The organism is Oscillibacter sp. ER4 (genome assembly GCF_000765235.1).
GTDB lineage: Bacteria > Bacillota > Clostridia > Oscillospirales > Oscillospiraceae > Hominicoprocola > Hominicoprocola fusiformis.
Genome location: NZ_JPJG01000027.1, coordinates 1 through 23,093, shown reverse-complemented (window position 1 = coordinate 23,093; position 23,093 = coordinate 1). Strand labels below are relative to the sequence as shown.

At 59.3% G+C, this 23,093-nt stretch carries 18 protein-coding genes and 1 riboswitch; of the genes, 10 read left to right on the top strand and 8 right to left on the bottom strand.

Annotation, left to right across the window (positions count from 1 at the left end; all coding sequences use genetic code 11):
* The first annotated feature begins 47 nt into the window (after positions 1-47).
* The gene (locus tag NI20_RS0104620; protein WP_033120282.1) at positions 48-956 is read left to right on the top strand and encodes a LysR family transcriptional regulator; all 909 of its coding nucleotides are present in this window, start codon (positions 48-50) and stop codon (positions 954-956) included.
* Between the two features lie 157 nt (positions 957-1,113).
* On the opposite strand, the gene NI20_RS0104615 is transcribed toward NI20_RS0104620, so the two are convergent.
* The 4 genes from NI20_RS0104615 to dnaG form a co-directional block, all read right to left on the bottom strand.
* On the bottom strand, positions 1,114-3,621 hold the full coding sequence (locus tag NI20_RS0104615; RefSeq protein ID WP_033120281.1) for an AAA family ATPase: 2,508 nt from the start codon (positions 3,619-3,621) through the stop codon (positions 1,114-1,116).
* A 15-nt stretch (positions 3,622-3,636) separates the two neighbouring features.
* Complete coding sequence (locus NI20_RS0104610; protein ID WP_033120280.1) at positions 3,637-3,873, bottom strand: hypothetical protein; 237 nt, start codon at positions 3,871-3,873, stop codon at positions 3,637-3,639.
* 94 nt (positions 3,874-3,967) lie between these two features.
* Positions 3,968-5,140 carry an RNA polymerase sigma factor RpoD gene (rpoD, locus tag NI20_RS0104605; RefSeq protein WP_081958376.1) on the bottom strand — a complete coding sequence of 391 codons (1,173 nt, stop codon included), beginning with the start codon at positions 5,138-5,140 and terminating at the stop codon, positions 3,968-3,970.
* A 218-nt stretch (positions 5,141-5,358) separates the two neighbouring features.
* Complete coding sequence (gene dnaG / locus NI20_RS0104600; protein ID WP_033120278.1) at positions 5,359-7,155, bottom strand: DNA primase; 1,797 nt, start codon at positions 7,153-7,155, stop codon at positions 5,359-5,361.
* Positions 7,156-7,347: 192 nt separating this feature from the next.
* On the opposite strand from dnaG, the gene NI20_RS0104595 reads away from it, so the two are divergent.
* Complete coding sequence (locus NI20_RS0104595; RefSeq protein WP_033120277.1) at positions 7,348-7,923, top strand: 4'-phosphopantetheinyl transferase superfamily protein; 576 nt, start codon at positions 7,348-7,350, stop codon at positions 7,921-7,923.
* A gap of 49 nt (positions 7,924-7,972) precedes the next feature.
* Here the strand turns inward: NI20_RS0104595 and NI20_RS0104590 are convergent, their stop codons facing one another.
* Both NI20_RS0104590 and murC read right to left on the bottom strand, forming a co-directional pair.
* Positions 7,973-8,512 carry a prolyl-tRNA synthetase associated domain-containing protein gene (locus tag NI20_RS0104590; protein WP_033120276.1) on the bottom strand — a complete coding sequence of 180 codons (540 nt, stop codon included), beginning with the start codon at positions 8,510-8,512 and terminating at the stop codon, positions 7,973-7,975.
* 6 nt (positions 8,513-8,518) lie between these two features.
* A complete protein-coding gene (gene murC / locus NI20_RS0104585; protein ID WP_033120275.1) occupies positions 8,519-9,904 on the bottom strand; it encodes a UDP-N-acetylmuramate--L-alanine ligase in 1,386 nt (461 codons plus the stop codon).
* Positions 9,905-10,021: 117 nt separating this feature from the next.
* Between murC and NI20_RS0104580 the strand changes: the two genes are divergently transcribed.
* Both NI20_RS0104580 and NI20_RS0104575 read left to right on the top strand, forming a co-directional pair.
* Complete coding sequence (locus NI20_RS0104580; protein WP_052084434.1) at positions 10,022-11,389, top strand: CCA tRNA nucleotidyltransferase; 1,368 nt, start codon at positions 10,022-10,024, stop codon at positions 11,387-11,389.
* A 14-nt stretch (positions 11,390-11,403) separates the two neighbouring features.
* On the top strand, positions 11,404-12,588 hold the full coding sequence (locus NI20_RS0104575; protein ID WP_033120274.1) for an Mbeg1-like protein: 1,185 nt from the start codon (positions 11,404-11,406) through the stop codon (positions 12,586-12,588).
* 638 nt (positions 12,589-13,226) lie between these two features.
* Here NI20_RS0104575 and thiT read toward each other — a convergent pair.
* Positions 13,227-13,802 carry an energy-coupled thiamine transporter ThiT gene (gene thiT, locus NI20_RS0104570; protein WP_033120273.1) on the bottom strand — a complete coding sequence of 192 codons (576 nt, stop codon included), beginning with the start codon at positions 13,800-13,802 and terminating at the stop codon, positions 13,227-13,229.
* A gap of 86 nt (positions 13,803-13,888) precedes the next feature.
* Positions 13,889-14,000, bottom strand: a riboswitch (TPP riboswitch).
* 185 nt (positions 14,001-14,185) lie between these two features.
* On the opposite strand from thiT, the gene xdh reads away from it, so the two are divergent.
* Complete coding sequence (xdh, locus tag NI20_RS0104565) at positions 14,186-16,759, top strand: selenium-dependent xanthine dehydrogenase (RefSeq protein WP_033120272.1); 2,574 nt, start codon at positions 14,186-14,188, stop codon at positions 16,757-16,759.
* A gap of 18 nt (positions 16,760-16,777) precedes the next feature.
* Positions 16,778-17,788 carry an asparaginase gene (ansA, locus tag NI20_RS0104560; RefSeq protein WP_033120271.1) on the top strand — a complete coding sequence of 337 codons (1,011 nt, stop codon included), beginning with the start codon at positions 16,778-16,780 and terminating at the stop codon, positions 17,786-17,788.
* On the opposite strand, the gene NI20_RS0104555 is transcribed toward ansA, so the two are convergent.
* Positions 17,775-18,359, bottom strand: a complete 585-nt coding sequence (locus NI20_RS0104555; protein WP_052084433.1) for an NTP transferase domain-containing protein — start codon at positions 18,357-18,359, stop codon at positions 17,775-17,777. The two genes, ansA and NI20_RS0104555, sit on opposite strands and share 14 nt — an antisense overlap.
* 198 nt (positions 18,360-18,557) lie before the next feature.
* On the opposite strand from NI20_RS0104555, the gene xdhA reads away from it, so the two are divergent.
* From xdhA to NI20_RS0104535, 4 genes are all read left to right on the top strand, one after another.
* Entirely contained in the window at positions 18,558-20,870 is a 2,313-nt protein-coding gene (gene xdhA / locus NI20_RS0104550) for a xanthine dehydrogenase subunit XdhA (protein ID WP_033120269.1), read from the top strand.
* A 3-nt stretch (positions 20,871-20,873) separates the two neighbouring features.
* Positions 20,874-21,764, top strand: coding sequence for a xanthine dehydrogenase subunit XdhB (xdhB, locus tag NI20_RS0104545; RefSeq protein ID WP_033120268.1), 891 nt, complete (start codon positions 20,874-20,876; stop codon positions 21,762-21,764).
* Positions 21,761-22,255, top strand: coding sequence for a xanthine dehydrogenase subunit XdhC (xdhC, locus tag NI20_RS0104540; protein WP_033120267.1), 495 nt, complete (start codon positions 21,761-21,763; stop codon positions 22,253-22,255). The genes xdhB and xdhC overlap by 4 nt, the downstream gene beginning before the upstream one ends.
* A 113-nt stretch (positions 22,256-22,368) precedes the next feature.
* Complete coding sequence (locus tag NI20_RS0104535) at positions 22,369-22,977, top strand: AAA family ATPase (protein WP_033120266.1); 609 nt, start codon at positions 22,369-22,371, stop codon at positions 22,975-22,977.
* The last annotated feature ends 116 nt before the right edge of the window (positions 22,978-23,093 follow it).

The window sequence follows — 23,093 nt, the reverse complement described above, 5'->3', positions numbered from 1 at the left end:
ATCGGATGATATAATAAGCAAAACTTATGTTATGAGGAAATGAGTACATGAATCGCAATCAGCTACGCTATTTTGTCTCCGCCGCGGAGCACCGGAGCTTCACAAAGGCGGCGGAGCAGTATTACATCTCGCAGACCGCGGTGACGCAGCAGATCCAGCAGCTTGAGCAGACGCTCGGCTGCGAGCTCTTCGACCGCAGCACACGCCCTGTAAGCCTGACGAGCGCGGGAAAGTCGTTCCTTTTGGACGCAAAAGCGATCTTAGAGCGCATGAGCCGCGCACAGGAACGCGTGCATGACGCGGCGACGGGCCTGACCGGAACACTGCGCGTCGGCTACGTGCGCGGCTACGAGCGCAGCGACCTCTCGGTCCTGATGCGCCACTTCCACCAGAAAAACGGAAACGTGCTCATCTCGTTCTACCGCTGCTCGACGGATGTGTTGGCCGCGGGGTTACTCCATCAGGAGTATGACATCGTCTTCACTTGGGACTCGACAAACCTGCGCACACAGGAGGGCGTCACGTTTCAGACGGTCGAAAAGGCTCGGCTCGTTGTCGCGCTCTATGCGGGCCATCCGCTCACGCAGCGCCGCCAGCTCACGCGGCAAGAGCTGCGCGGGGAGAACATCTTATATATGTCGCCCGACGCCGCGCCCGATTCCTACGGCGACGCCTTTTTCATGCAGCGCTACGCCGAGGCGGGCTACAAGCCGAATATTCTTTTCCGCTCGGCGGATACCGAGAGTATTTTAATGATGGTCGCGGCGGAGGAGGGTATCTCTCTCCTGCCCGACTACTGCACTGACCGCCTTTACAATGCCGACAACCTCGTCTTCGTCCCGCTCGTGGGCGAAGGGGAGGAGGAAGAGATCATCGCCGCATGGCAGAGCGGCAACCAGAACCCCGCACTGGGACGGTTTTTGACAGAGCTCAATCAAAAAGACCCGCCTTACTGAGGCGGGGCTTTCCTATTACAATATCAATTGTAAATTGTCACGATTCGGCCTTTTCAGCGTTCGGTGCTTCAAGTGTCTGCTCCATTTCGGCCGTTTCGGTGCGCGGCTCAAGGCGATGCAGGCAGTCGAGGCATTCGATACAGTGCTTACGCTTGCCCTACGGCCAGAGGACGCTGAGCTCTGGCACGTTGATCGCCTGTTTTTCAAGCAAGAGCCTTATTTTCCAGGTGATGTAAAGCGTAATACCATTCCACCACGGGGAGCCCATTTTGCGTCCGACATCAAGCGCCTTGCTCAGCCGCGCGGCGGCGGAGACGTACTGACCGTCCTCCACGTCGAACAGCGCGAGGTACGACAGCGCGATCGGCATCTGGCTGTATTCGTGGAAGGACTGATAGAGCTCCTCGGCGTACGAGAGCAGCTCGCGCGCGACCTCCTTTTCGCCGCCCTGATAGGCGGCGACGCCGTAGTCGGTGTAGATGATGGCCGCGCCGGGGTACGAGCCGCGGCGCTGGTTGAAGAGGATGGCCTTGTCGTAGTATTCGAGTGCCTTGTCGAAGTTGCGCTCAAGGCGGTACGTTTCGGCAATATAGTTGTACGCGCCCGCAATGCTGATGACATAGCGGCCCTCGCCGTCCGCGTCGAGTGATTCAAAAAAGCTGATGGAGCGGTCGAGCCAACTGCGGCACTTGTCGTATTCGCCGATCATCAGGTACATGACGCCCTGTAGGCGCAGGAACTTACCCCAGTCCGGCGTATTTTCCAAACGCGATTTATACTGCATGCCAAGGCGCAGATGCTCACGCATGACGGGAAAATCATAGGTCTGAATGGCATAGTAGATGAACTGCAAATGCGCGTTCGCGGCCATCTGCCAGTCGCCCGCGGTGGTACTGCTCTTGAGGAGCTGGCCGACAACGGGGAGGCCCGCGTCGTATTCGCCGCCGTGGATGTAGTAGCGGCTTTCGACGTACAGGAGCTGACGCTCGAGCTGGTCGAGCTCCTTGGCGTTTGCGCCGAACTGCGTGGAGCGCAGCGAGGCAAGCTCGCGCTCGAGGATCTGAAAGTAGCCGGTCAGACCATCCTCCTTGACTGTCAGCGCGTCCGAGCCGTCGGTCAGGATCGGCATGAGCTCATAGCACATACCGGCAAATGCGTCAAGGGAAAGCACTTTATACTTGAAGGATTTGAAGGTGTCGCCGCCTGCGGTGAAGTGCTGCACGAGCTGATCGTAGAGGTCGGTCGAACCGTCGCTGCCGAGTTGCACCTCCAGATATTGCGCGGCGCGCAGATGCAGGATGCGGCGCGCGGACTCCGACTGGCGCTGCGAGAGCATGGCCTTCACGCGCTCGTGCGTGAACGAATAGCCGAGCACCTTGCCGCGCGTGGATTCGGTGAGCAGATTTTTCTGCTTGAGCTGGTCGCAGAGGTACAGAAGCTCCAGCGGCGTTTTTGTCAGAAGAGAGGTGAGAATGTCGAACGGCGCCCAGTCGCGGAAGACCGAGATGACGTCGAGTACCTGCAATTCATCGTACGAAAGGCCCGCGAGGCGCATCTGAATGATGCTGTCCGCGCTGGCAGGGATGTTTTTGAGCCCATTCGACTCGTGCATCGAGTCGAGCAGCTGCACGAGGAAGAGGCCATTGCCCTCCGTGCTCTGGTAGAGGTTGTCGATCTCCTTTTGCGAGTAGCGGCCCGAGGCGTAGAAGTTGACGAAGCGCGTTGTCTCCTCCTGTGAAAAGGCATCGATATTGTACACGTCGAGCAGCTTGTCGCGCACGGCGTTGTTGAGCACCTGCTGGGCGTAGGGCTGCAAAATGTCGCGGCTCGTGCAGATGATCGTGACGTTCGTGCTGCGCAGGCGGTGCAGCAGCATCGAAAGGAGGTCGGCGCTGTTGTTGTCGATCCAGTGGATGTCCTCCAAAATGAGCAGCACCGGCACCTTTTTGGCGACCGTCGACAAAATGAGCAGCGTGCTCTCAAGCGCGGCGAGATAATCTGCGCCCGCGGGATAGTCGCTCGAAATGCCGGAGAAATTGTGCTGGCATTCAACGGACAAGCAGGGGAAGAGGCCCGCGGCGGTCTTAATGTAAACATCCGGAATACGGATATTTTCGGATTCGAATTTCGGGATGAGCTGGAGCATGATCGTGTTCCACGGGGCGAGCACCGTGTTCATCTCGGACTGGTAGCACGAGGCCTGGCAGATCGCCCAGCCGGAAAAATCGTACTGGTGCAGGATGTAGTTGATGAGGTATGTCTTGCCGACGCCCGTCTTGCCCTGAATCAGCGCGCAGATCTTGTCGCCTTCAAGGCGCGAGCCGTTGCACAGCGATACGAGCTTGTGCAGCACCACGTCCTTGCCGATGAGCTGCTGGTCGCTGCCGACCTCGAGCTTGTAGGTCGAGGTGTTCCACGCGTCGACGATCTGATAGTAGAGTGCGGAGGTCTCCTTGAGCGGGGAGATGCTGAATTCGTCGGAAAGGTCCTTACAGAGCGTATGGTAAAGGCCAAGTGCTTTACGGAACTTCTTCTGGTCGCGGTAGACCTGCATGAGCGTGGAGAACGCGCTTTCCTCCAGCGGGTCGATGGCGATGTACTCCGTGCCGTATTTTTCGGCAAGGTCGAGCTTACCGGCGTAATAGGCCTCCTTTTCCGCCGCCAAAAGCTGGTGAAGGTACTACGACTGATAGAGATTGCGCTGATCGCTCAGCCATGCGTCAAATGCGGAGGAGTGGGAGACATTGAAGTCCTTCAGAAATTCCCCGTGATAGGCGCTGAGCATGTCGCCGCGCTCAAAATCGTAGACATCACAGGCGATCTCAACGTCGGCGGAGAATTCAACGATCGAGCGCTGGCCGGGGACGAAGGGATCGAAGGCAAAGCCCTTACAGATCAACGAGGTGGTCGCAGCCATCGCGCACTGTTGCCGCAAGGAGCCGTGAGCATGAGCAAATGAAAACAGGAGACCGATACGAAAGTATCGGTCTCCTGTTTCGTTTCTCAATTTTTCAGTTCAAGAAGTCCTTGAGCTTCTTGCTGCGGCTGGGGTGACGGAGCTTGCGCAGCGCCTTGGCTTCGATCTGGCGGATGCGCTCACGCGTGACGTTGAACTCCTTGCCGACCTCTTCGAGCGTGCGGGGACGGCCGTCCTCGATGCCGAAGCGCAGCTTCAAGACTTTCTCCTCACGCGGGGTGAGGGTGGAGAGCACGTCGACGAGCTGCTCCTGCAGCAGCGTGAACGACGCGGCCTCGCTAGGCTCGCTCGCACCCTCGTCGGGGATGAAGTCGCCAAGGTGGCTGTCTTCCTCTTCGCCGATCGGCGTTTCGAGGGAGACGGGCTCCTGCGCGATCTTCAGGATCTCGCGCACCTTGTCGACGGGCATGTCCATCTCGGCGGCGATCTCTTCGGGAGAGGGGTCGTGGCCGAGCTCCTGCAAGAGCTGACGGGACACGCGGATGACCTTGTTGATGGTCTCGACCATATGAACGGGGATACGGATGGTGCGCGCCTGGTCAGCAATGGCGCGAGTGATGGCCTGACGGATCCACCACGTCGCGTAGGTCGAGAACTTGTAGCCCTTGGTGTAGTCGAACTTTTCGACGGCCTTGATGAGGCCGAGGTTGCCCTCCTGAATGAGGTCGAGGAACAGCATGCCGCGGCCCACGTAGCGCTTAGCGATGGACACGACGAGACGCAGGTTCGCCTCGGCCAAGCGCTGCTTGGAGCGCTCGCCCTTCTTGACGGCAGATTTGAGTGCCTTCATTTCCTCTTCGCTCAGCTCCGTGCCGTTCTTTTCGGCCTCTTCGAGCTTCTGCTTGGCCTCCACGCCCGCGGACATCGCGGTCGCGAGCGAAATTTCCTCGTCCGCCGACAGCAGCGACACCTTACCGATCTCCTTGAGGTACATGCGCACGGGGTCGTCAGTCGAGAAGCTGTCGACCAGCTCGTTCGGGTCGACAAGCTCTTCCTCTTCGATCTCGGCGATCTCCTCCATCGGCGGCTCCACATCGTCGATGCTGCTGTCGATGGCCTCGGCGGTGCCGATGTCGATGCCGAGCGTTTCGAGCGAGTCGTAGATCTGGTCGAGCTGCTCGCTCTCAAGGTTCATCTCGTCGATGGTCTCCATCAGGTCGCTGGAGCTGAGCTTGCCCTTGGCCTTGCCCTTGGCAAAAATCTCCATGAGCTTTTCGCTGCCCTGCAGCAGCGCCGCCGCGGGCAGGGAGGCGACCAGCTTTTCATCCAGCGGGGGATACTTCTCCGCGGGCTTTTCCGTCTGCGCGGTATCCTCGTTCGCTTTCTTGGCCGCTGCGGCCTTTTTCGCTTTCTTCGGCAGCTTGATCTCCTCAAAATCCGCCTCGGCGAGCAGCGCGTTGGCCTGTTCCTCCAGCTCTCTGCTGGTCAGCTGTTTTTCTTCCATGTTTGCTTTCCTCCGTTACCCTTATATTTATTCTTTTCCATCGCGGCCATCAGGGGATCTTCATTGACGGCCGCGCGCTTGTGCGCTTCGTCTAAAATGATATTGCAGTAGTCCTTCAGCGCCTGTGCGCCGTTTTTGAGCGATTCCGGCTTTTGCAAAATGCCAATCAGATGACTGATCTCCTCCGACGTAAAAAATTCCGCCAGCGCTGGGATGTTCACCTGTCCGCTCTCGCGCAGCTGCGCGCGCAGCGCCGTGAAGAACCGGCCCAGGAGGGGGGAGGAGAAGTCCTCTTCCCGGATCGGCGGATTCTCGCCAAAGAGGGAATCGTCCAGCGTCAAAAGCCGCAGCACGCCTTCTTCGGCGAGCGCCGAGCGAAGGTCGGTGTAGCGGATCGACCGCTCGCGCGGCTGGGCGGACGCCGCGGGATTCAGGTCCCGCCGCTCCTGCTCGCGCTTTTCCTTGTAGCGGGCGCGTTTTCGCGCGCGCTCGACCTCGAGCTTCATCGCGTCGGGCGTGATGCCTGCGGCCTCGGACGCGCGCACGGTGTAAATTTCGCGCTCAACCGCGTTCGGCACTGTGGAGAGCAATCCTGCTGCCGCTTCGGCAAAGCCGATACGTCCCTCGTCGCTTTTGAGGTCGAACTTTGACTTGAGCTGCGCCATGCGGAAGTCCATCCCGCTCTCGCTGCCGGAAAGCAGATGCTCAAAGGCGTCCTTACCCTGGAACTTGATGAAGTCATCCGCGTCCTGTTTGATGTACTCTCCGTCGACGAGCCGCTTGGGGAGCTCGAGCACCTTGACCTGAAAGTCGGTGTTATTGAGAAGCGTCAGCGCCTTCTGCGTCGCGACCTTGCCCGCGTCGTCGTTGTCGTAGCAGAGCACGATCTCCTTCGTGTAGCGACTGAGTAATTGCAGCTGCTCCGTCGTCAGCGCTGTGCCCATCGAGGCGCAAGCATTGTCGAATCCCGCCTGATGCAGCATCACGACGTCGATGTTGCCCTCGACCAAAATAATGTTGCTGCGCTTGCTCTTTTTGGCCAGGTTCAGCCCGTATAAAACGCGCCGCTTGCTGTAAACGATGGTCTCGGGCGTGTTCATATACTTCGCGCCCGGATCGTCCTTGCTGATGATGCGCCCGCCAAAGCCCAGCACATCGCCGCGCACGTCGATGATGGGGAAGATGAGGCGCTTGCGGAATTTGTCGTACAGCCCGCCGTTTTTGCCGCGGATGGCAAGACCCGAGGCAAGCAGCTCGCCGTCGCCATAGCCCTTTTTCCGCATCGCGGTCAGTAAGCCGTCCCACTCGTCCGCCGATGCGCCGAGACCGAAGTTCGTTGCATTGCGCCGCGTGATCTTGCGGTTTTTCATATACTCGAGCACCGGCGCACCCTTGGGCGAGTAGAGCTGATCGTAGTAAAAGCGCGCCGCGTCGCGGTTGAGCGACAGGATGCGCGAACGCAGCCGGCTCTCGTCGCTGTGCTCTTCTTCCGGCACGGGCATGTTCACGCGCCGCGCGAGAAAGCGCACCGCATCGGGAAAGGAAAGGTTCTCCTCCTCCATGATGAAGTTGATAACGCCGCCGCCTTTTTTGCAGCCGAAGCAGTAGCACAGCTGCTTGTCCGGCAGCACATGGAACGACGGCGTCTTTTCGCTGTGAAAGGGGCAGCAGCCCCACAGGCTCCCGCCGCGCGGCTGGAGCGAGACATAATTGCTGACAACGTCGACAATGTCGTTGCGGGCGATGAGCTCGTCCAAAAACTGACGGTCAAAGGCCATGGCGTCCTCCTTTCTCACTTCTGCGCACGGAACTTTTTGTTGTCAATGGATATATACGCCGAAAATAGTTACTTTCCTCTTTTTTGACGGAAAAATTCCAAAAAAATTTTTCTACGCGGAGAAAATTTGACAGACCGTGCCATTTCTCCTATAATTTCCGCAGGAATCGCTGCGCAAAGGGGGCGGAACATCGTGAATATCCGGTTGTATGCGGTAAAATTAGATCGACCGCTCTCAGAAGCGGAACGGTCCACGCTCGCGCGTTTTCTGCCACCTGAGCGGCAAGACCGCATCAAAACATCGGACCCCCTCTGCGCCTGCGCGCTGCTCTGCCGTGCACTGCATGAACTTTACGGCTTGGAGGACTTACCGCAGCTTTCCTACGGCGAGCACGGCAAGCCGTACTTTGCTTCGCATCCGGACGTTCATTTCAGCCTGAGCCACACGCGCGGCGCTGCGCTGCTGGCTGTTCACAACGAGCCAATCGGCGCGGATATCGAGTGTCTTCGCCCTGTGAGCGGCGCGATGCGCACGCGCTTTCACGCGGCAAATGACGCCGATTTCTGGCGCCTCTGGGTGCAGCGGGAGAGCCGCTGCAAGCGCGCGGGGATCAGCGCCGTCGCATTGCGGGACAGGGAAGTGCCGAGCTTCCCGAATGAGCGCGTTTTCGCGCTCGAACCGTTCCCCGACTACACCGCCGGCGTCTGTACCTGCTCTGACGCGGATGTTGACAAGCCGATATACCTTACAGTAAAAGAGCTCATATAAAAGGTTCCGAAGAAGTCTCTTCGGAACCTTTTTTGCTTGACTTTTCCTCTTACAGCTCCACGACGATGGGCTTGTGGTGCACTTTCGGCAGCAGCATATTTTTGACGTCGCTCGTTTTGAGCTTGATGGTCGATGTGCAGAGGCACGGGTGGCAGGAGAAGTACTCCGCCTCATAGGTCTCCTTGTCGATGAGCAGCTGCACGCGGTTTTCATCATCGTTCATCAGGCCGAGGATCGTCGCTGAACCCGGCGTGCAGTGCAGCAAGTCCCAAAGCTGCTCTTCCGGCGCGAACGACAGGCGGGCCGAGCCGATCTGATGGCTCAAGTCCTTCGTATGAAACGCCTTGTGCGGCGGCATACATAAAAGGTAGAAATTCGTCTTCTGCCGGTTGCAGAGGAAGAGGTTCTTGCACACGTCCACGCCGAGCACAGCGGAGACATCGTCGCACTTTTCCATCGTGTCGGCCAGCTCGTGGGTCACGCGCTCATAGTCGATGCCGAGGGAATCCAGAAAGTCGAACGCTGCCGCTTCCTGCGCGGGCAGCTTACCATCGGGGCGGGAATTGTGATAGATCGGGGAGATTTCCATGTTGCTTTATTTCTCTTCTTTCAGCAGTTTTTCGCCGGCCTTGAATATATCGCCCGCGCCGACGGTCAAAATAAGGTCGCCCGGACAGGCGATGCGCGCGAGCGCGGCAGTCACCTTGTCGAGCGTAGGGCAGTAAACGGATCCGGGGATCTCGCGGCTCAGGTCCATAGACGAAATGCCGATGTCATTCTGCTCGCGCGCGGCGTAGATCTCTGCCAGCACGACGACGTCGGGTACGCGCAGCTCTTTGACAAAATCGTTAAACAGCGCCTTCGTGCGCGTGTAGGTGTGCGGCTGGAATGCGCAGATGATGCGCTTGTAGGGAAGCGTCTTCGCCATTTCGAGCAGCGCGTGCAGCTCGCCGGGGTGGTGGGCGTAGTCGTCGTAGACGTCCGCGCCGTGGAAGCTTCCCTTGTACTCAAAGCGGCGGCCCGCGCCGGTGAACGTTGCAAGGCCGAGACCGACGGCCTCGCCGCTGACGCCGAGAAGATATGCGGCGCTCGCCGCGGCCAGTGCGTTCATCACGTTGTGCTTGCCGCCCACGCGCAGGGAAACATGAGCGTAGTAACTGCCGCGGATATAGATGTCAAAGCTCGGAAGCCCGTCCGTCCAGACGACGTTTTCCGCGCGGCACTGCGCGGCGGGATCGTCATAGCTGAACCAGAAGATCGGCTGGGAAATGCCCCTGAGCGCATCGCGCGCGCCCTGATCGTCCATATTGGCGACCACATGTCCGCCGATGGGAACGAGCTCGGCAAAGCGGCGGAACGAATGCTCCACATCCGCTAAGTCCTTGAAGAAATCGAGATGGTCGGCCTCCACGTTCAAAATGACCGCGACGGTGGGGAAGAAGCTCAAAAACGAGTTGCAGTATTCGCAGCTCTCGGCAATGATCGTATCGCCCTTGCCGACGCGATAACCGGAATGAAGCAGCTGTAACGTGCCGCCAATCATGACGGTCGGGTCTTTCTGCGCGGCCATGAAGATGTGCGTCGCCATCGAAGTGGTCGTCGTCTTGCCGTGCGTGCCGGAGATGCAGAGGGCGTTTTTGTAGCCCTTCATAATAGCGCCCCAAGCCTGCGCACGCTCGAAAACGGGGATGCCGCGCGTCACCGCGCCGGAGATCTCGGGATTATCGTCGTGGATGGCGGCGGTGCGGATAACAAAGTCGCACTCGCCAAGGTTGTCCGCCGCATGGCCGATGGCCACGGGGATGCCGAGCGAGCGCAGATGCTCGACGGACGGGCCGTCGTTCATGTCGCTGCCCTGGACCTTGAGGCCCATGCCGTGCAGCACCTCTGCCAGCGGGCTCATCGAAACGCCGCCGATGCCGGCCAGATGCGCGCACTTGCCGGGGACGAGATAGGAGAAAATATCCTTCTGATTAGTCATTGTATCAAATCCTTTCCTTGTGCGGAGCACAGGAGATTTACTTTTTATGGATTTTCTATTATAATATAGCGGTGAACGGAGTGCAATGCTAAAAATTTGATTTTTTGTGAGGGTTCCATGCTCTTTTTACCGAAGGAAGTCGAAACGGTCATCACCACGCTGCAAGGCGCGGGTTATTCGCCGTACCTGGTTGGCGGCTGCGTGCGCGAAATGCTGCGAGGCAAAGCGCCGTCCGACTACGACATGACATCCGACGCTCCACCGCAGGAGGTGCTGCGCCTTTTCAGCGAAAGCGCGCATCCGACGGGCTTGCAGCACGGCACGGTGACGGTCGTGAGCGGGGGACTGCCCATCGAGCTCACGACGATGCGCCGCGACGGCGCGTACAGGGATAACCGCCACCCAGATTCCGTCACGTTCGGCACGAGCATTGAAGAGGACCTTGCCCGCCGCGACTTCACGGTCAACGCCATCGCTTTGTCGCCGGACGGCACGCTCGTCGACCCCTACGGCGGGCAGGAAGACCTGAAAGCAGGCGTCCTGCGTTGCGTCGGCGAGCCGAAGCGGCGGTTTGAGGAAGACGCGCTGCGCATTTTACGGCTCGTGCGCTTCTGCTCCGTGCTCGGTTTTTCGGCGGAGAAGGAGACCGCCCGCGCCGCGCATGAGGCACGCGGCCTACTCGCCCATGTCGCGCACGAGCGCGTGTATGCGGAGATGAACAAGCTCCTGCTCGGCGAAAACGTGGGGGAGACGCTTTTGACCTTTCCCGACATTCTGGGCGTGCCGATTCCGGAGATTTCACCCTGCGTCGGCTTTGACCAGTGCAATTACCACCACTGCTTCGACGTCTGGGGTCACACGGCGCGCGCTGTCGCCGCCGTGCCACCAAAGCGCGAACTGAGGTGGACGATGCTCTTCCACGACCTCGGCAAGCCCCTGTGCCGGACGTTTGACGAGCAGGGCGTCGGACATTTTTACGGCCACACGGCGATTTCCGCTCAAATGGCGGAGGAGATCATGGCGCGGCTGCACTTTGAAAAGGCGCTGCGCGACAGAATACGCGCGCAGCTCGCCTGTTTCGATGACATGTTCCGCCCCGAGCGGGCGGCCATCCATAAGGAGATGGCGCGTCTCGGCGTGGAAACGGTGCAGAATTTGCTTTACACCAAGCAGGCCGACAACGCCGCCAAAGCCCCCGCAGGATTAGAGCGTGCGCAGGCGCTGTGGCACGAAGCACAGAAAATCTACGACGAGCTGATCTCAGAGGGCGCGTGCTGCTCGATCCACGAGCTCAAGATCAGCGGGGAAGACCTCGCCGCCCTCGGCTATCGCGGGCGTGAGATCGGCGCGGTGCTTGCGCGGCTTTTAGACGAGGTCGCGGCGGAAAAACTCCCCAACAAGCCCGAGGCGCTGCAAGCGCGCGCCGTGCGGCTGTGGCGCAGCGGCTATGCGCGCCATACGATGAAAGAAAACGAGACCCATTGACGGAGGTTAACGATATGGCAAATCTGATGGATTATCTGGACTGGCGCGGGGATCTGACGCTCGAAATTTCGCCGTTCAACGAGGTGGACGCGCTGATTCTGGCAGAGCTGAGCTTTGTCGACTTTGACGGCATCGTGCCGCCTCCCGAGCTCGGGCGCGGCCTGCCGCTGAACGAGGCGGCGGAGGCATTTTTCGCACGCCATGGCGGGAAGAACGTCCCCATGGGTGTCCTCGTGCCGGACACGATCTCGAAAATGCTGCGCAAGCTGATGACGAGCCCGCGCTTTCGCAATATGACGCTTAACGGCTACACAGCGCTGCTTGACGATTCCATCGAGCAGCAGTTTGCGGCGCTGACGATCGACCTTGGCAACGGCAGCATCTATATCTCGTTTCGCGGCACGGACGATACGATCGTCGGGTGGAAGGAAGACCTCAACATGGGCTTTTTGGAGGAGATCCCCTCGCAGAAGCAGGCGGTCGAATACGTCGCGCGCGTCGCGCGGCAGTACAGCGACAAGACCATCCGCATCGGCGGACACTCCAAGGGCGGCAACCTCGCCGTTTACAGCGCGGCCAAGAGCAGCGGCGAGATCCAAGAGCGCATCGTCGCCGTCCATAATAACGACGGCCCCGGCTTCGCCTGGGACATCAGCGAGACGCCGGGCCACAAGCGCATCGCAAGCCGCATCCATACGATCCTGCCGCAGACGTCCGTCGTCGGCATGCTGATGGAGCATGAAAAGCGCTATCAGGTCGTGCATTCGACCTATGACGGCCTTTACCAGCATGACGGGTTTTCCTGGCAGGTGCTGGGTACGCAGTTTGTCCACCTCGACGACTTCTCCCGCGAGGGAAAGCTCGTCGATGAAACGCTCTCGTCCTGGGCCGATTCGCTCAACACCCAGCAGCGCGAAGCGCTGGCCGACGCGCTGTACAGAGTCTTCACCGCCTCGGGCGCAAAAACGCTCAGCGAGCTCACCGAGGAAAAGCTCAAAAGCGCCGCAGCGATGCTCAAGACCTATAAAAACCTCGACCGCGAGACCCGCCGCATGGTGACTGAGGCGTTCATGCTGTTTTTCAAACTCGGCACGAAGAACTTCGTCCTCGACACGCAGGAAGAATCCAGCCGCGAGATCGAAAATATCCGAAAGAAAATCTCGGAACAATACCAGAAGTTGGTGGAGCGCAAGAAGTAAATACAAACATTCCCGCTGCGCGGGGGTGCGATGTTTTCCCTGCACTCCGCAGGGGAACGGGACAAAGGGGCCATTCTCTTTCGCAAAAGAGAATGGCCCCTTTGGAACCCCGAGAGAAAGGCTTTGCATTGGCAGATTGGCACTTGAAGAGCTGCGCGGCCTGCGGAATCAGGTGCCTGCCGGGTGTTGTATCTAAACGACTTGGTTTGCTTCTATCTTCGCTGTCGCTTTGCCTGCGATTCGGTAGCCTTACGCAATTTCCGCCTACTTTGGACTTGTACAAATTTGCTATTGCCTGCCGAGGCGGCTTTGCTGGCGCTCGCCGCAGTACGCACTACCAAGACGATATGCATTGTCAGATGATTAGGCTGCACCAAAACAAGATGAGCAGAGCGGCAGCGGATGATAGAAGTAGGCCAAATCGTATAGCAATGCTAACGCGGCTTCGCCGCGCGCAGGAAAGTGCAATCGGCAAGCATCGCACCTCTTCGAGCTGCTCGCTTGCAATGAAAATTTTCTCTGGGAGGGTGTAAGGGAGGGGTATCTCTTTTTCAAAAAGAGATACCCCTCCCTTATTATCGCACCCCTGCGCGGCGCAGGGAACAAATGCAGCGCTGTCGCGCTGCCATATTATTTTTTTACTCTGCGCTCGGCAGCTTCGCTGCGGGCTTCATCAGCAGCGCGCAGATGATGATCGCGAGGATCGTGTTCGGCAGCATATATGTTCCGTTGTACAGCACGGAGTAGAACACGGGAGAGGTCATGGTCATGCCCATGAATTCCTCGGGCATATACTGCGCGTAGACCGTCACGCCGGAGATAAAGTGGATGACAAAGCGGCCGAGGCAGCCGACAAACGCGGCAAGCGGGAGCTTGGAATAGTCGTTGCCCTTCACGCGGAAAAGGCCCGCAAGGCCGACCGCGCCGTAGGCGACGGAATAGTCGAAGATGATGGACACCCAGCTCACGGCGAAGCCCTCGGCGAAGAAATACTTGAGCGTGCCGAACGCGACGCCCGCGAGGATGCCCCAGGGCGCGCCATAGCGCACGGCGAAGAGGATGAGCGGGACCATCACAAGGGTGATCGAGCCGCCGAAGCCGCCGAACGACAGACCGATGGGGATTTTGAGATAGCTCAGCACAAGGGCGAGCGCGATGCAGATGCCGCCCTCGGTCAGGCGGCGGGTGGTGGAATGGGTGGATGTGTTGCTCATAAGGGATTCCTCCTAAAAATATGATCCCTGTCCGCGCCGCGGCACAAAAAAGCACCGCGGCGTCGACGTCACGGTGCAAAGCTCAGGCAAGATCATCTTTGCATTCCTACGCCGGCATTACCCGGATCAGGTCTGAGGGACAGCGACGGCGATACGCCGCATCACAGCCGGCTTGCGCCAGCGCCCCTTGCAGGTACGGCGACATCTTAGCCCATCAGGAGAAATTTGTCAAGGATTTGAGGCAAAAAGCGTGATTCCGAAAATAGAATATCGGAATTTAGAATTTGTGTTGCGTCTTTGTTGTGCTTGTGCTACAATAAAATTAGTTAGGCAACCAAAATAATTGTGATATTTGTGATTTTCTCGTGAACAGGAGATCTGAAATGGCTGCATTCGTTGTCAACGGTACACCGGTCACGGTGGAGAAAAATCAAAAACTTATCCGCTATCTTCGCGACGAGCTGCATCTGACCAGCGTCAAGGACGGGTGCAGTGAGGGTGCGTGCGGCACGTGCCATGTCCTCATCGACGGCAAGCCGACGAAAGCCTGCATCCCTCAGACAGACAAGCTGGAGGGGAAACATATCGTCACGGTCGAGGGCCTTTCCGCCTTTGAAAAAGAGGCCTTTACCTACGCCTTCGGCGAGGCCGGAGCCGTGCAGTGCGGCTTCTGCATCCCGGGCATGGTCATCTCGGCCAAGGGGCTCATCGACCAGAACCCCGACCCGACACGCGAAGAGGCGGCCTTTGCCATCCGCAACAATATCTGCCGCTGCACGGGCTATGTCAAGATCATCGACGGCATCCTGCTTGCGGCGAAGATTTTACGCGAGGGGAAAATTCCCGAAAAGAAGGAAGACTTTCAGGTCGGCTCGCGCGTGCACCGTATCGACGTCGCCGAGAAGGTACAGGGCTATGGCAAGTACCCCGACGACATCTATGTTGACGGCATGTGCTATGGCGGCGCGGTGCGCAGCCAGTACCCGCGCGCCCGCGTGCTCTATATCCGCACGAAAGAAGCGGAAGAGCTCCCCGGCGTCGTCTGCGTGCTGACGGCAAAGGATATTCCGGGTCAGCAAAACGTCGGCCACATCCAGAAGGACCAGCCGACGCTCATCGGCGAGGGGGAAATCACGCAGTATCTCGGCGACGCGGTGGCGCTTGTCTGTGCGCGCGACTTAGAAACACTCGAGCAGGCAAAAAAGCTTGTACGTGTCGTTTACGAAGAGCTTCCCGCGGTCTACGGGCCTGAGGAGGCGTCCGCCCCCGGTGCGCCCGAGGTCATCATGGGCAACCGCGGCAATTTGCAGGCGCACCGCCACGTTGTGCGCGGCAACGCAGACGAGGCCATCAAACATTCCAAATACGTCTTACATGAAAAGTTTCAGACCCCGTGGACGGAGCACGCCTTTTTGGAACCCGAGTGCTGCGTCGCGCTTCCGCTTGAAAACGGCGGCGTGAAGCTGCTCACGACCGACCAGAGCGCGCACACCACCCAGCACGAGTGCTCGGCGATGCTTGGCGTCGACTTTGCCCACTGCCAGGTCGAAAATATGCTTGTCGGCGGCGGCTTCGGAGGGAAAGAGGACATGTCCGTGCAGCACCATGCGGCGCTGATCGCATACATCGCGCGCGTGCCGGTCAAGGTGAAGCTCACGCGGCAGGAATCGCTGCTCGTCCACCCTAAGCGCCACCCGATGTGGATGGATTTCACGATGGGCTGCGACGAAAACGGTATCATTCAGGGCGTAAAGGCGAGCGTCGTGTCCGACACGGGCGGCTTTGCCTCACTCGGCGGCCCCGTGCTTGAGCGCGCGTGTACGCACGCCGCGGGTCCGTATCACTACGAGAATTTTGAGATCGAGGGCCACGCCTACTATACGAACAATCCGCCCGCGGGCGCGTTCCGCGGCTTCGGCGTGACGCAGACCTGCTTTGCGACTGAAACGCTACTCAACGAGATGGCCGACCTTGTCGGCATCTCCCCGTGGGAAATTCGCTACCGCAACGCCATCCGCCCGGGCGAGGTGCTGCCGAACGGCCAGATCGTCGGCCCCGAAACGGGCCTTGTCGAAACGCTCGAGGCCATCAAGCCCTACTATGACGAAGCGGTCAAAAACGGCGAGCCGGTCGGCCTTGCCTGCGCGATGAAAAACGCGGGCGTCGGCGTCGGTCTTCCCGACTATGGGCGCTGCAAGCTCGTCATCGGCGAGGACGGCAAGGTCCATATCCGCGCGGGCGCGTCCTGCATCGGTCAGGGTCTCGGCACGGTGCTGGTGCAGCTCGTCGTGACAAACGCAAAGCTCACGCGCGATCAGGTCGTCTACGACGGCAACAGCACGTTCATAACGCCTGACAGCGGCGATACCTCCGGCTCGCGCCAGACGCTCGTCACCGGCGAGGCCTGCCGCCGCGCATGCCTGCTGCTGCGCGACGCGATGGAGTACCGCTCGCTGAGCGATTTGAAGGGGCAGGAGTTTTACGGCGAATACTACGCCAAGACGAACCCGCTCGGCGCAAATGTGCCGAACCCCGTCAGCCATGTCGCCTATGGCTACGCAACGCAGATGTGCATTCTCGACAAGGAGACGGGCAAAATTAAAAAGATGGTCGCCGCGCACGATGTCGGCAAGGCCATCAACCCGCTGTCCTGCGAAGGGCAGATCGAGGGCGGCGTCGTGATGAGCATGGGCTACGCCTTGACAGAGCAGTACCCGCTCGACCACGGCAAGCCCACGGCAAAATACGGCACGCTCGGCCTGTTCCGCTCGCATCAGATCCCCGAGATCAAGGCGATCGTCATCGACAAGCCGGGATTAAACCTCGCCAACGGCGCCATCGGTATCGGTGAGATCACGTCCATCCCCACGGCACCGGCCATCGCGCAGGCGTATTACCGCTACGACGGCGAGCGCCGCCGCAGCCTGCCGCTCGACCATACGCCGTACAAAAAGTAATACAATCAGGAGAGAGCTATGAAACGAGTTCTCATCATCTATACCGGCGGCACCATCGGTATGACGCGCACGGAAAACGGCTACGCGCCGCGCGCGGGCTACTTCCGCGCCGCGCTCGACGCCATCCCCGACCTCCGCGCGCCGGAGATGCCGGAGTGGGAATTCTACGAGCTCTCGCCGCTGCTGGATTCATCCAACATGACCGTGCGCGAATGGAACTGCATCGCAGAGCTGATCGCGCAGAAATATGACGATTACGACGGCTTCGTCGTCCTGCACGGCACGGACACGATGGCCTACACGGCTTCGGCACTGTCGTTCATGCTCGATGGGCTCGACAAGCCCGTGGTGCTCACGGGCTCGCAGATCCCGCTGTGCGAAATTCGCAGCGACGGGCGCGACAACCTCATCACCGCGCTGCTGATTGCGGGGGAAGGCATCGTGCGTGAGACGTGCCTGTACTTCGGCGGAAAGCTGCTGCGCGGCAACCGCGCGACAAAATACTCCGCCGACGGACTCATCGCTTTCGTTTCGCCCAACTACCCGAGCCTTGCCGAGGCGGGCATTTCCATCAAATATAACGAAGCCGCCCTCCTGCCGCGGCAGGAAGGCGGGCTCAAGCTCCAGACGCTTGATAATATTCCCATCGGCGTCATCAAGGTATTTCCGGGCATTCAGTTTTCGCTGTTCGAGGCCATTATGACCGAAAAGCTCCGCGGTATCGTCATCGAGACGTTCGGCGCGGGCAACATCCCCGGCGACGGGAACGCGCTGCTGCCCATCATCCGCAAGGCGTTTCAGAACGGCACGGTGCTCACGGTCTGCTCGCAGTGTCCGCAGGGCGCGGTGTCGCTCGGCACCTACGAAACGTCCAGCGCGCTCAAAAAGGCGGGCGCGGTCAGCGGACTTGACATGACGACCGAGGCCGCCGTCGCCAAGCTGTACTATCTCTTCTCCTGCGGCTACGACAAGGAGAAGATCAAGCAGACAATGGAGGAGAATCTCCGCGGCGAGATCAGCGTTTCTTGAGCGCTTCGAGCGCTTCCTTCGTGTCAACGTCGCAAAGCTCCGTCTCCGGCACTTCAAAGAGCAGCAGATCATCTAAATGCCTCTTGATGACCGCGCTGCCGCCGACATCGCCCTCAAGCGATAAAAGCTCAGGAAAGAAGCGGGCAGGGAAGAGGCAGGGGTTGCCCCGCACGCCGTTGTGTCCCAATCCGACGATGTTTTTGCTGTGCGCGCAGAAGAACTCAAGCTCCTGCGCGACGGTCTTGCGCTTGAGCATCGGCTGGTCGGCCACCATGAAGCAGAGCGCGTCACAGTCTGACAGCGCCGCCGTGCCGAGGCGGATCGTCTCGCTCTGGCCGCGCTCGGGATGTTCGTTCCGCAGCGTTTCAAAGCCAAAATTTTTGGCGGCCGCTTCCACGTTTTTGTGCTGCGTTACGACCAGCACGCGGGAAAAGCTCTCCCGCGGGATCGCCTCAAGCGCATGCTCGATAAGCGGTTTTCCGTTTACCATCGCGGCGAGCTTGTTCTCGCCAAAGCGCGCGGCATTGCCCGCCGCCATGACCACGCATCCTATTTTCAACGTGTTATCCATCTAAAATCACCAGTCATTCGTTTCTTTTTCACCAATCGGCAGAAAAAAGCGGACAAAATGGTACATCCGCGATCATTTGTATTATATCACGCATGCAGCACTGTACACGCTGTGCGAAATGTGCTAAAATAATAGCAAAGGAGTTGCAGATTTCGAGCAAAACCGACAAAGCGGCTGCTCGGAACAGGAGGTAGACAGATGAGCAAGGTAGGAAAAAGCGAGATCCGCGTCGATGCGTTCGACAAGGTCACCGGACGCACGAAATACTATGAGGATCGGATGCCGGCCGGTGCGCTCTATGCGCGCATCAAGCATTCCACCATCGCGCACGGATTTGTCAAATCAGTCGACAAGTCCGCGGCGGAGGCCATCTCCGGCGTTGTGAAGGTGCTGACCTGCTTCGACGTGCCGGAGCACTGCTTCCCGACGGCGGGCCATCCCTGGTCGATGGACCCGGGGCATCAGGACGTGGCCGACCGCAATCTTTTGAACCGCCATGTGCGTTACTACGGCGACGACGTTGCGGTCGTCATTGCGGAGGATGAGGTCTCGGCCATGCAGGGCGTGCGCGCGCTGAAGGTCGAATATGAGGAACTCCCGTTTGTGCTCGACGTGCAGAAGGCCATGGAGCCCGACGCGCCCTGCATCCACGAAAATTTTCCGGGGAATATCCTGAAGCACACCGATATCCGCAAGGGCAATTATCAGCAGGCGATCAAAGAGCCCGGCCTCATCAAGGTCGAGGGCTGGTACAACACCCCCACCGTGCAGCACAGCCACATTGAAAACCATGGCTGCTACGCTTACGAGGAAAATGGCCGCATCGTCGTCGTGTCCTCCACGCAGATCCCGCACATCATCCGCCGCATCGTCGGTCAGGCGCTCGGGCGTCCGTGGGCGGATATCCGCGTCATCAAGCCCTACATCGGCGGAGGCTTTGGCAACAAGCAGGATGCGCTCTATGAGCCGCTGTGCGCGTGGTGCTCTACGCAGGTGCACGGAAAATGCGTGCGCATCGACTGCTCGCGTGAAGAGACATTCGTCAGTAACCGTGTGCGCCACTCGATCCGCTTCCATATCATCACGTGGCTCCATAAGGACGGCTCGATTGCCGCGCGCAAGGTCGAGTGCTTCTCCAATCAGGGCGCGTATGCCTCGCACGGCCATTCGATCGTCGCCAAGGCCATGGGCTCGTTCCCGCAGATCTATCCCTGCGACAATTTCGAGGGCGACGCTTACACCGTGTACACCAACCGCCCCGCCGCGGGCGCGATGCGCGGCTACGGCATGCCGCAGGCGTCGTTCGCGGACGACGCGAACATCGACGAGTGCGCGAAGGCCGTTGGCATGGAGCCGCTCGAATACCGCATGAAGTACATCATGCCCAAGGGCTTCCACGACGGCTTCTCAGGTAACACGAACTACTACGATTCCTTCCGCGAATGTCTGGAAAAGGGGAAGGAGTACATCGAATACGACAAAAAGCGCGAGGAGTATGCCAAGGACATCGGCCCCGTCCGCCGCGGCATCGGCGTGGCGGCCTTCTGGTACAACACGGCGGTGTATCCCATCTCGCTTGAAACGTCCTCGAACCGCATGCTCCTGAATCTCGACGGCACGGTGACGATGCAGTGCGGTGAGACGGAGATCGGGCAGGGCGCGGACACGGCCTATGCGCAGATGACGGCCGAGGCCGTCGGCCTCAAGAGCTATCACGACGTGCGCGTCGTCTCGTGTCAGGATACGGACATCACGCCCACAGGCCTCGGCGCTTACGCGAGCCGCCAGACCTACGTCGCGGGCTTCTCCATCCGCCAGACGGCGACGCTCCTGCGGCAGAAAATTCTTCAGTACGCGACAAAGCTCACCCGTCAGGCGGTCGACAATATGGACATCGTCGACGGCAACATCATCCGCAAAGGCGACGGCATGGTGCTCATGTCACTGAAAGACCTTGCGATGACCGCGCAGTACAACGCCGCGGACTCCGAGCACATCACCGCCGAGTCGACCTACACCATCCGCAACAACGCCTATTCGTTTGGCTGCACCTTTGCCGACGTCGAGGTGGATATCCCGATGTGCAAGGTGACGCTCAAGAAGATCATCAACGTCCACGACTGCGGCAAGCTCATCAACCCCGCGCTTGCCGAGGCGCAGGTCCACGGCGGCATGTCCATGGCCATCGGCTTCGGTCTGAGCGAGCAGCTCCTCTTCGACGAAAAGACGGGTAAGCCCCTCAACAATAATCTTCTCGACTACAAGCTCTCGACGTTCATGGACCACCCGCATCTCGAGGCGCAGTTTATCGAAAATCCCGAGCCGACGTCGCCGTTCGGCACGAAGGCGCTCGGCGAACCGCCCGCGTGCTCGGGCGCGCCCGCCATCCGCAACGCCATCTACAACGCCACCGGCGTCGCCATCGACACCGTTCCCATCACCCCGCACGTTCTGTACGCCGAGTTCAGCAAGGCGGGGCTCATCCACGACAGCTGGAAGGAGGAGAAGTGAGCCATGTATGACATGAAAGCACTCTATGAGGCAGAAAGCGTCGAAAACGCCGTCGCCCTCCGCTTGGAGCATCCCGAGGCGCAGATCATCGCCGGCGGCAGCGACGTGCTCGTGCAGATGCGCGAGGGCAAACGCGCTGGAAAGGAGCTCATCTCGATCTACGGCCTCGACGAGCTGCGCGGCGTGAGCATCGACGAGGAGGAAAACATCCGCATCGGCTCGCTCTCGAGTTTCTCGCACATCACGCGCGACCCCATCATCCAGAAGTACATCAATGTTCTCGGCGAGGCGGTCGACATGGTCGGCGGCCCGCAGATCCGAAACATCGGCACCATCGGCGGCAACACCTGCAACGGCGTGACGAGCGCGGACTCCGCCTCCACACTGCATGCGTGGGAGGCCATCGTGGAGCTGACGGGGAAGGACGGCATCCGCCGCCTGCCCATCAAAGACTTTTACATCAAGGCCGGTCAGGTCGACATCCGCGTGGAGGATGGCGAGATCCAGACCGCCATCCTCATCCCAAAGGCGAGCTACGAAAACTGCTATGGCTACTACATCAAGTACGCCATGAGAAACGCGATGGACATCGCGACGCTCGGGTGCAGCGTGAACGTGCGCCTGTCGCCCGACAAGCAGACTATTGAGCGCGCCCGCATCGCCTACGGCGTTGCCGGTCCTGTGCCGATGCGCTGCCCGAGCGCGGAGGCAGCTGCCAAGGATAAACCCTTGACACTTACGACGGCGGAAGAGTTCTCACTCGCCGTGCTCAACGATATCCGCGCGCGTGACAGCTGGCGCGCCTCCAAGGCGTTCCGCGAACACATCGCGGTCGAAATGGCCAAGCGCTGCCTGATCGAGTCTATCAAACGGGCGGGAGGTGTCATCAAATGAGTCAGTACAAGCTGGTGCGATTCAACTTAAACGGCAAGGACGTTGAGAAAATGGTCGACGTGCGTGCGTCGCTGACCGATATGCTGCGAAACGATTACCATATGACGTCCGTGAAGAAGGGCTGCGAGGTCGGCGAGTGCGGCGCCTGCAACGTCATCATCGACGGCGAGGCATTCAACTCGTGCATCTACCTCGCCGTCTGGGCGGACGGCAAGCACATCCGCACGCTCGAAAGCCTGATGGGGCCCGACGGCGAGCTGAGCGACATTCAGCAGGCGTTCATTGAAGAGACCGCTGTCCAGTGCGGCTTCTGCACGCCGGGCTTCATCATGACTGCGGTCGAGATCTTGGAGACGAACCGCCTCTACACCGATGACGAGCTCAGAAAGCTCCTCTCCGGCCATCTGTGCCGCTGCACGGGCTATGAAAATATTCTTCGCGCGGTGAAAAAGACGATGTATCGCCGCCTCGGCCTGCCGCTTCCGGAATAAGGCCGAGCCTTTACAAAATCGAAACAGGAAAAAATATTGTCTTCTTACGAAATCGGTGCTATAATCCAAATAGCACCGATTTTGTTTCAAGGCGCGGAAAAGGAGGAATCTTTATGGTCATTACGGTTGGCAGACAATACGGTAGCGGCGGACGCGAGATCGGCACGATGCTTGCCAAGCAGCTCGGCATCGCCTATTACGACGACATGCTGCTCAAGGAGGCGGCAGAGGAGAGCGGACTTTGCGAAGAGCTGTTCCGTTCCTTTGACGAACGCCCGAAGAGCTTTCTCTATTCCATCGCGATGGACCCCTATTCCTTCTCGATGAACCATGTGACGCCCAAGGGCTCCATCGAACAGCAGGTGTACCTGGCGACCTACGACACGATCAAAAAGCTCGCCGACAAGGGCCCCTGCGTCCTGATCGGCCGCTGCGCGGACTACGCGCTCAAGGATCGCGACGACGTCATCAATCTCTTCATCACGGCTCCGCTCGAAAACCGCATCAAGCGCGTTGCCGCCCGCAACGGCATCAGCGAGAACGAGGCGAAAGACCGCATCAAGAAGATGGATAAGTCCCGCGCTTCCTACTATAACTACTATTCCGCCAAGGACTGGGGCGATGCCAAGAGCTATGACCTCTGCATCGATTCGAGCCTGCTCGGCATCGATGGCACGGTCGAGCTTTTGAAGGACCTTATCCGCATCAAGGGCATCAAGTAAACGAAAAATCTAAAAAAGCAGCCGTTTTGAACTGCACCCCATTTGTTAGACAGTATGATATACTATCTAAGAAGTGGGGTGTTTTGCTATGCCAAAAGGAGTACCAAACAAACGAT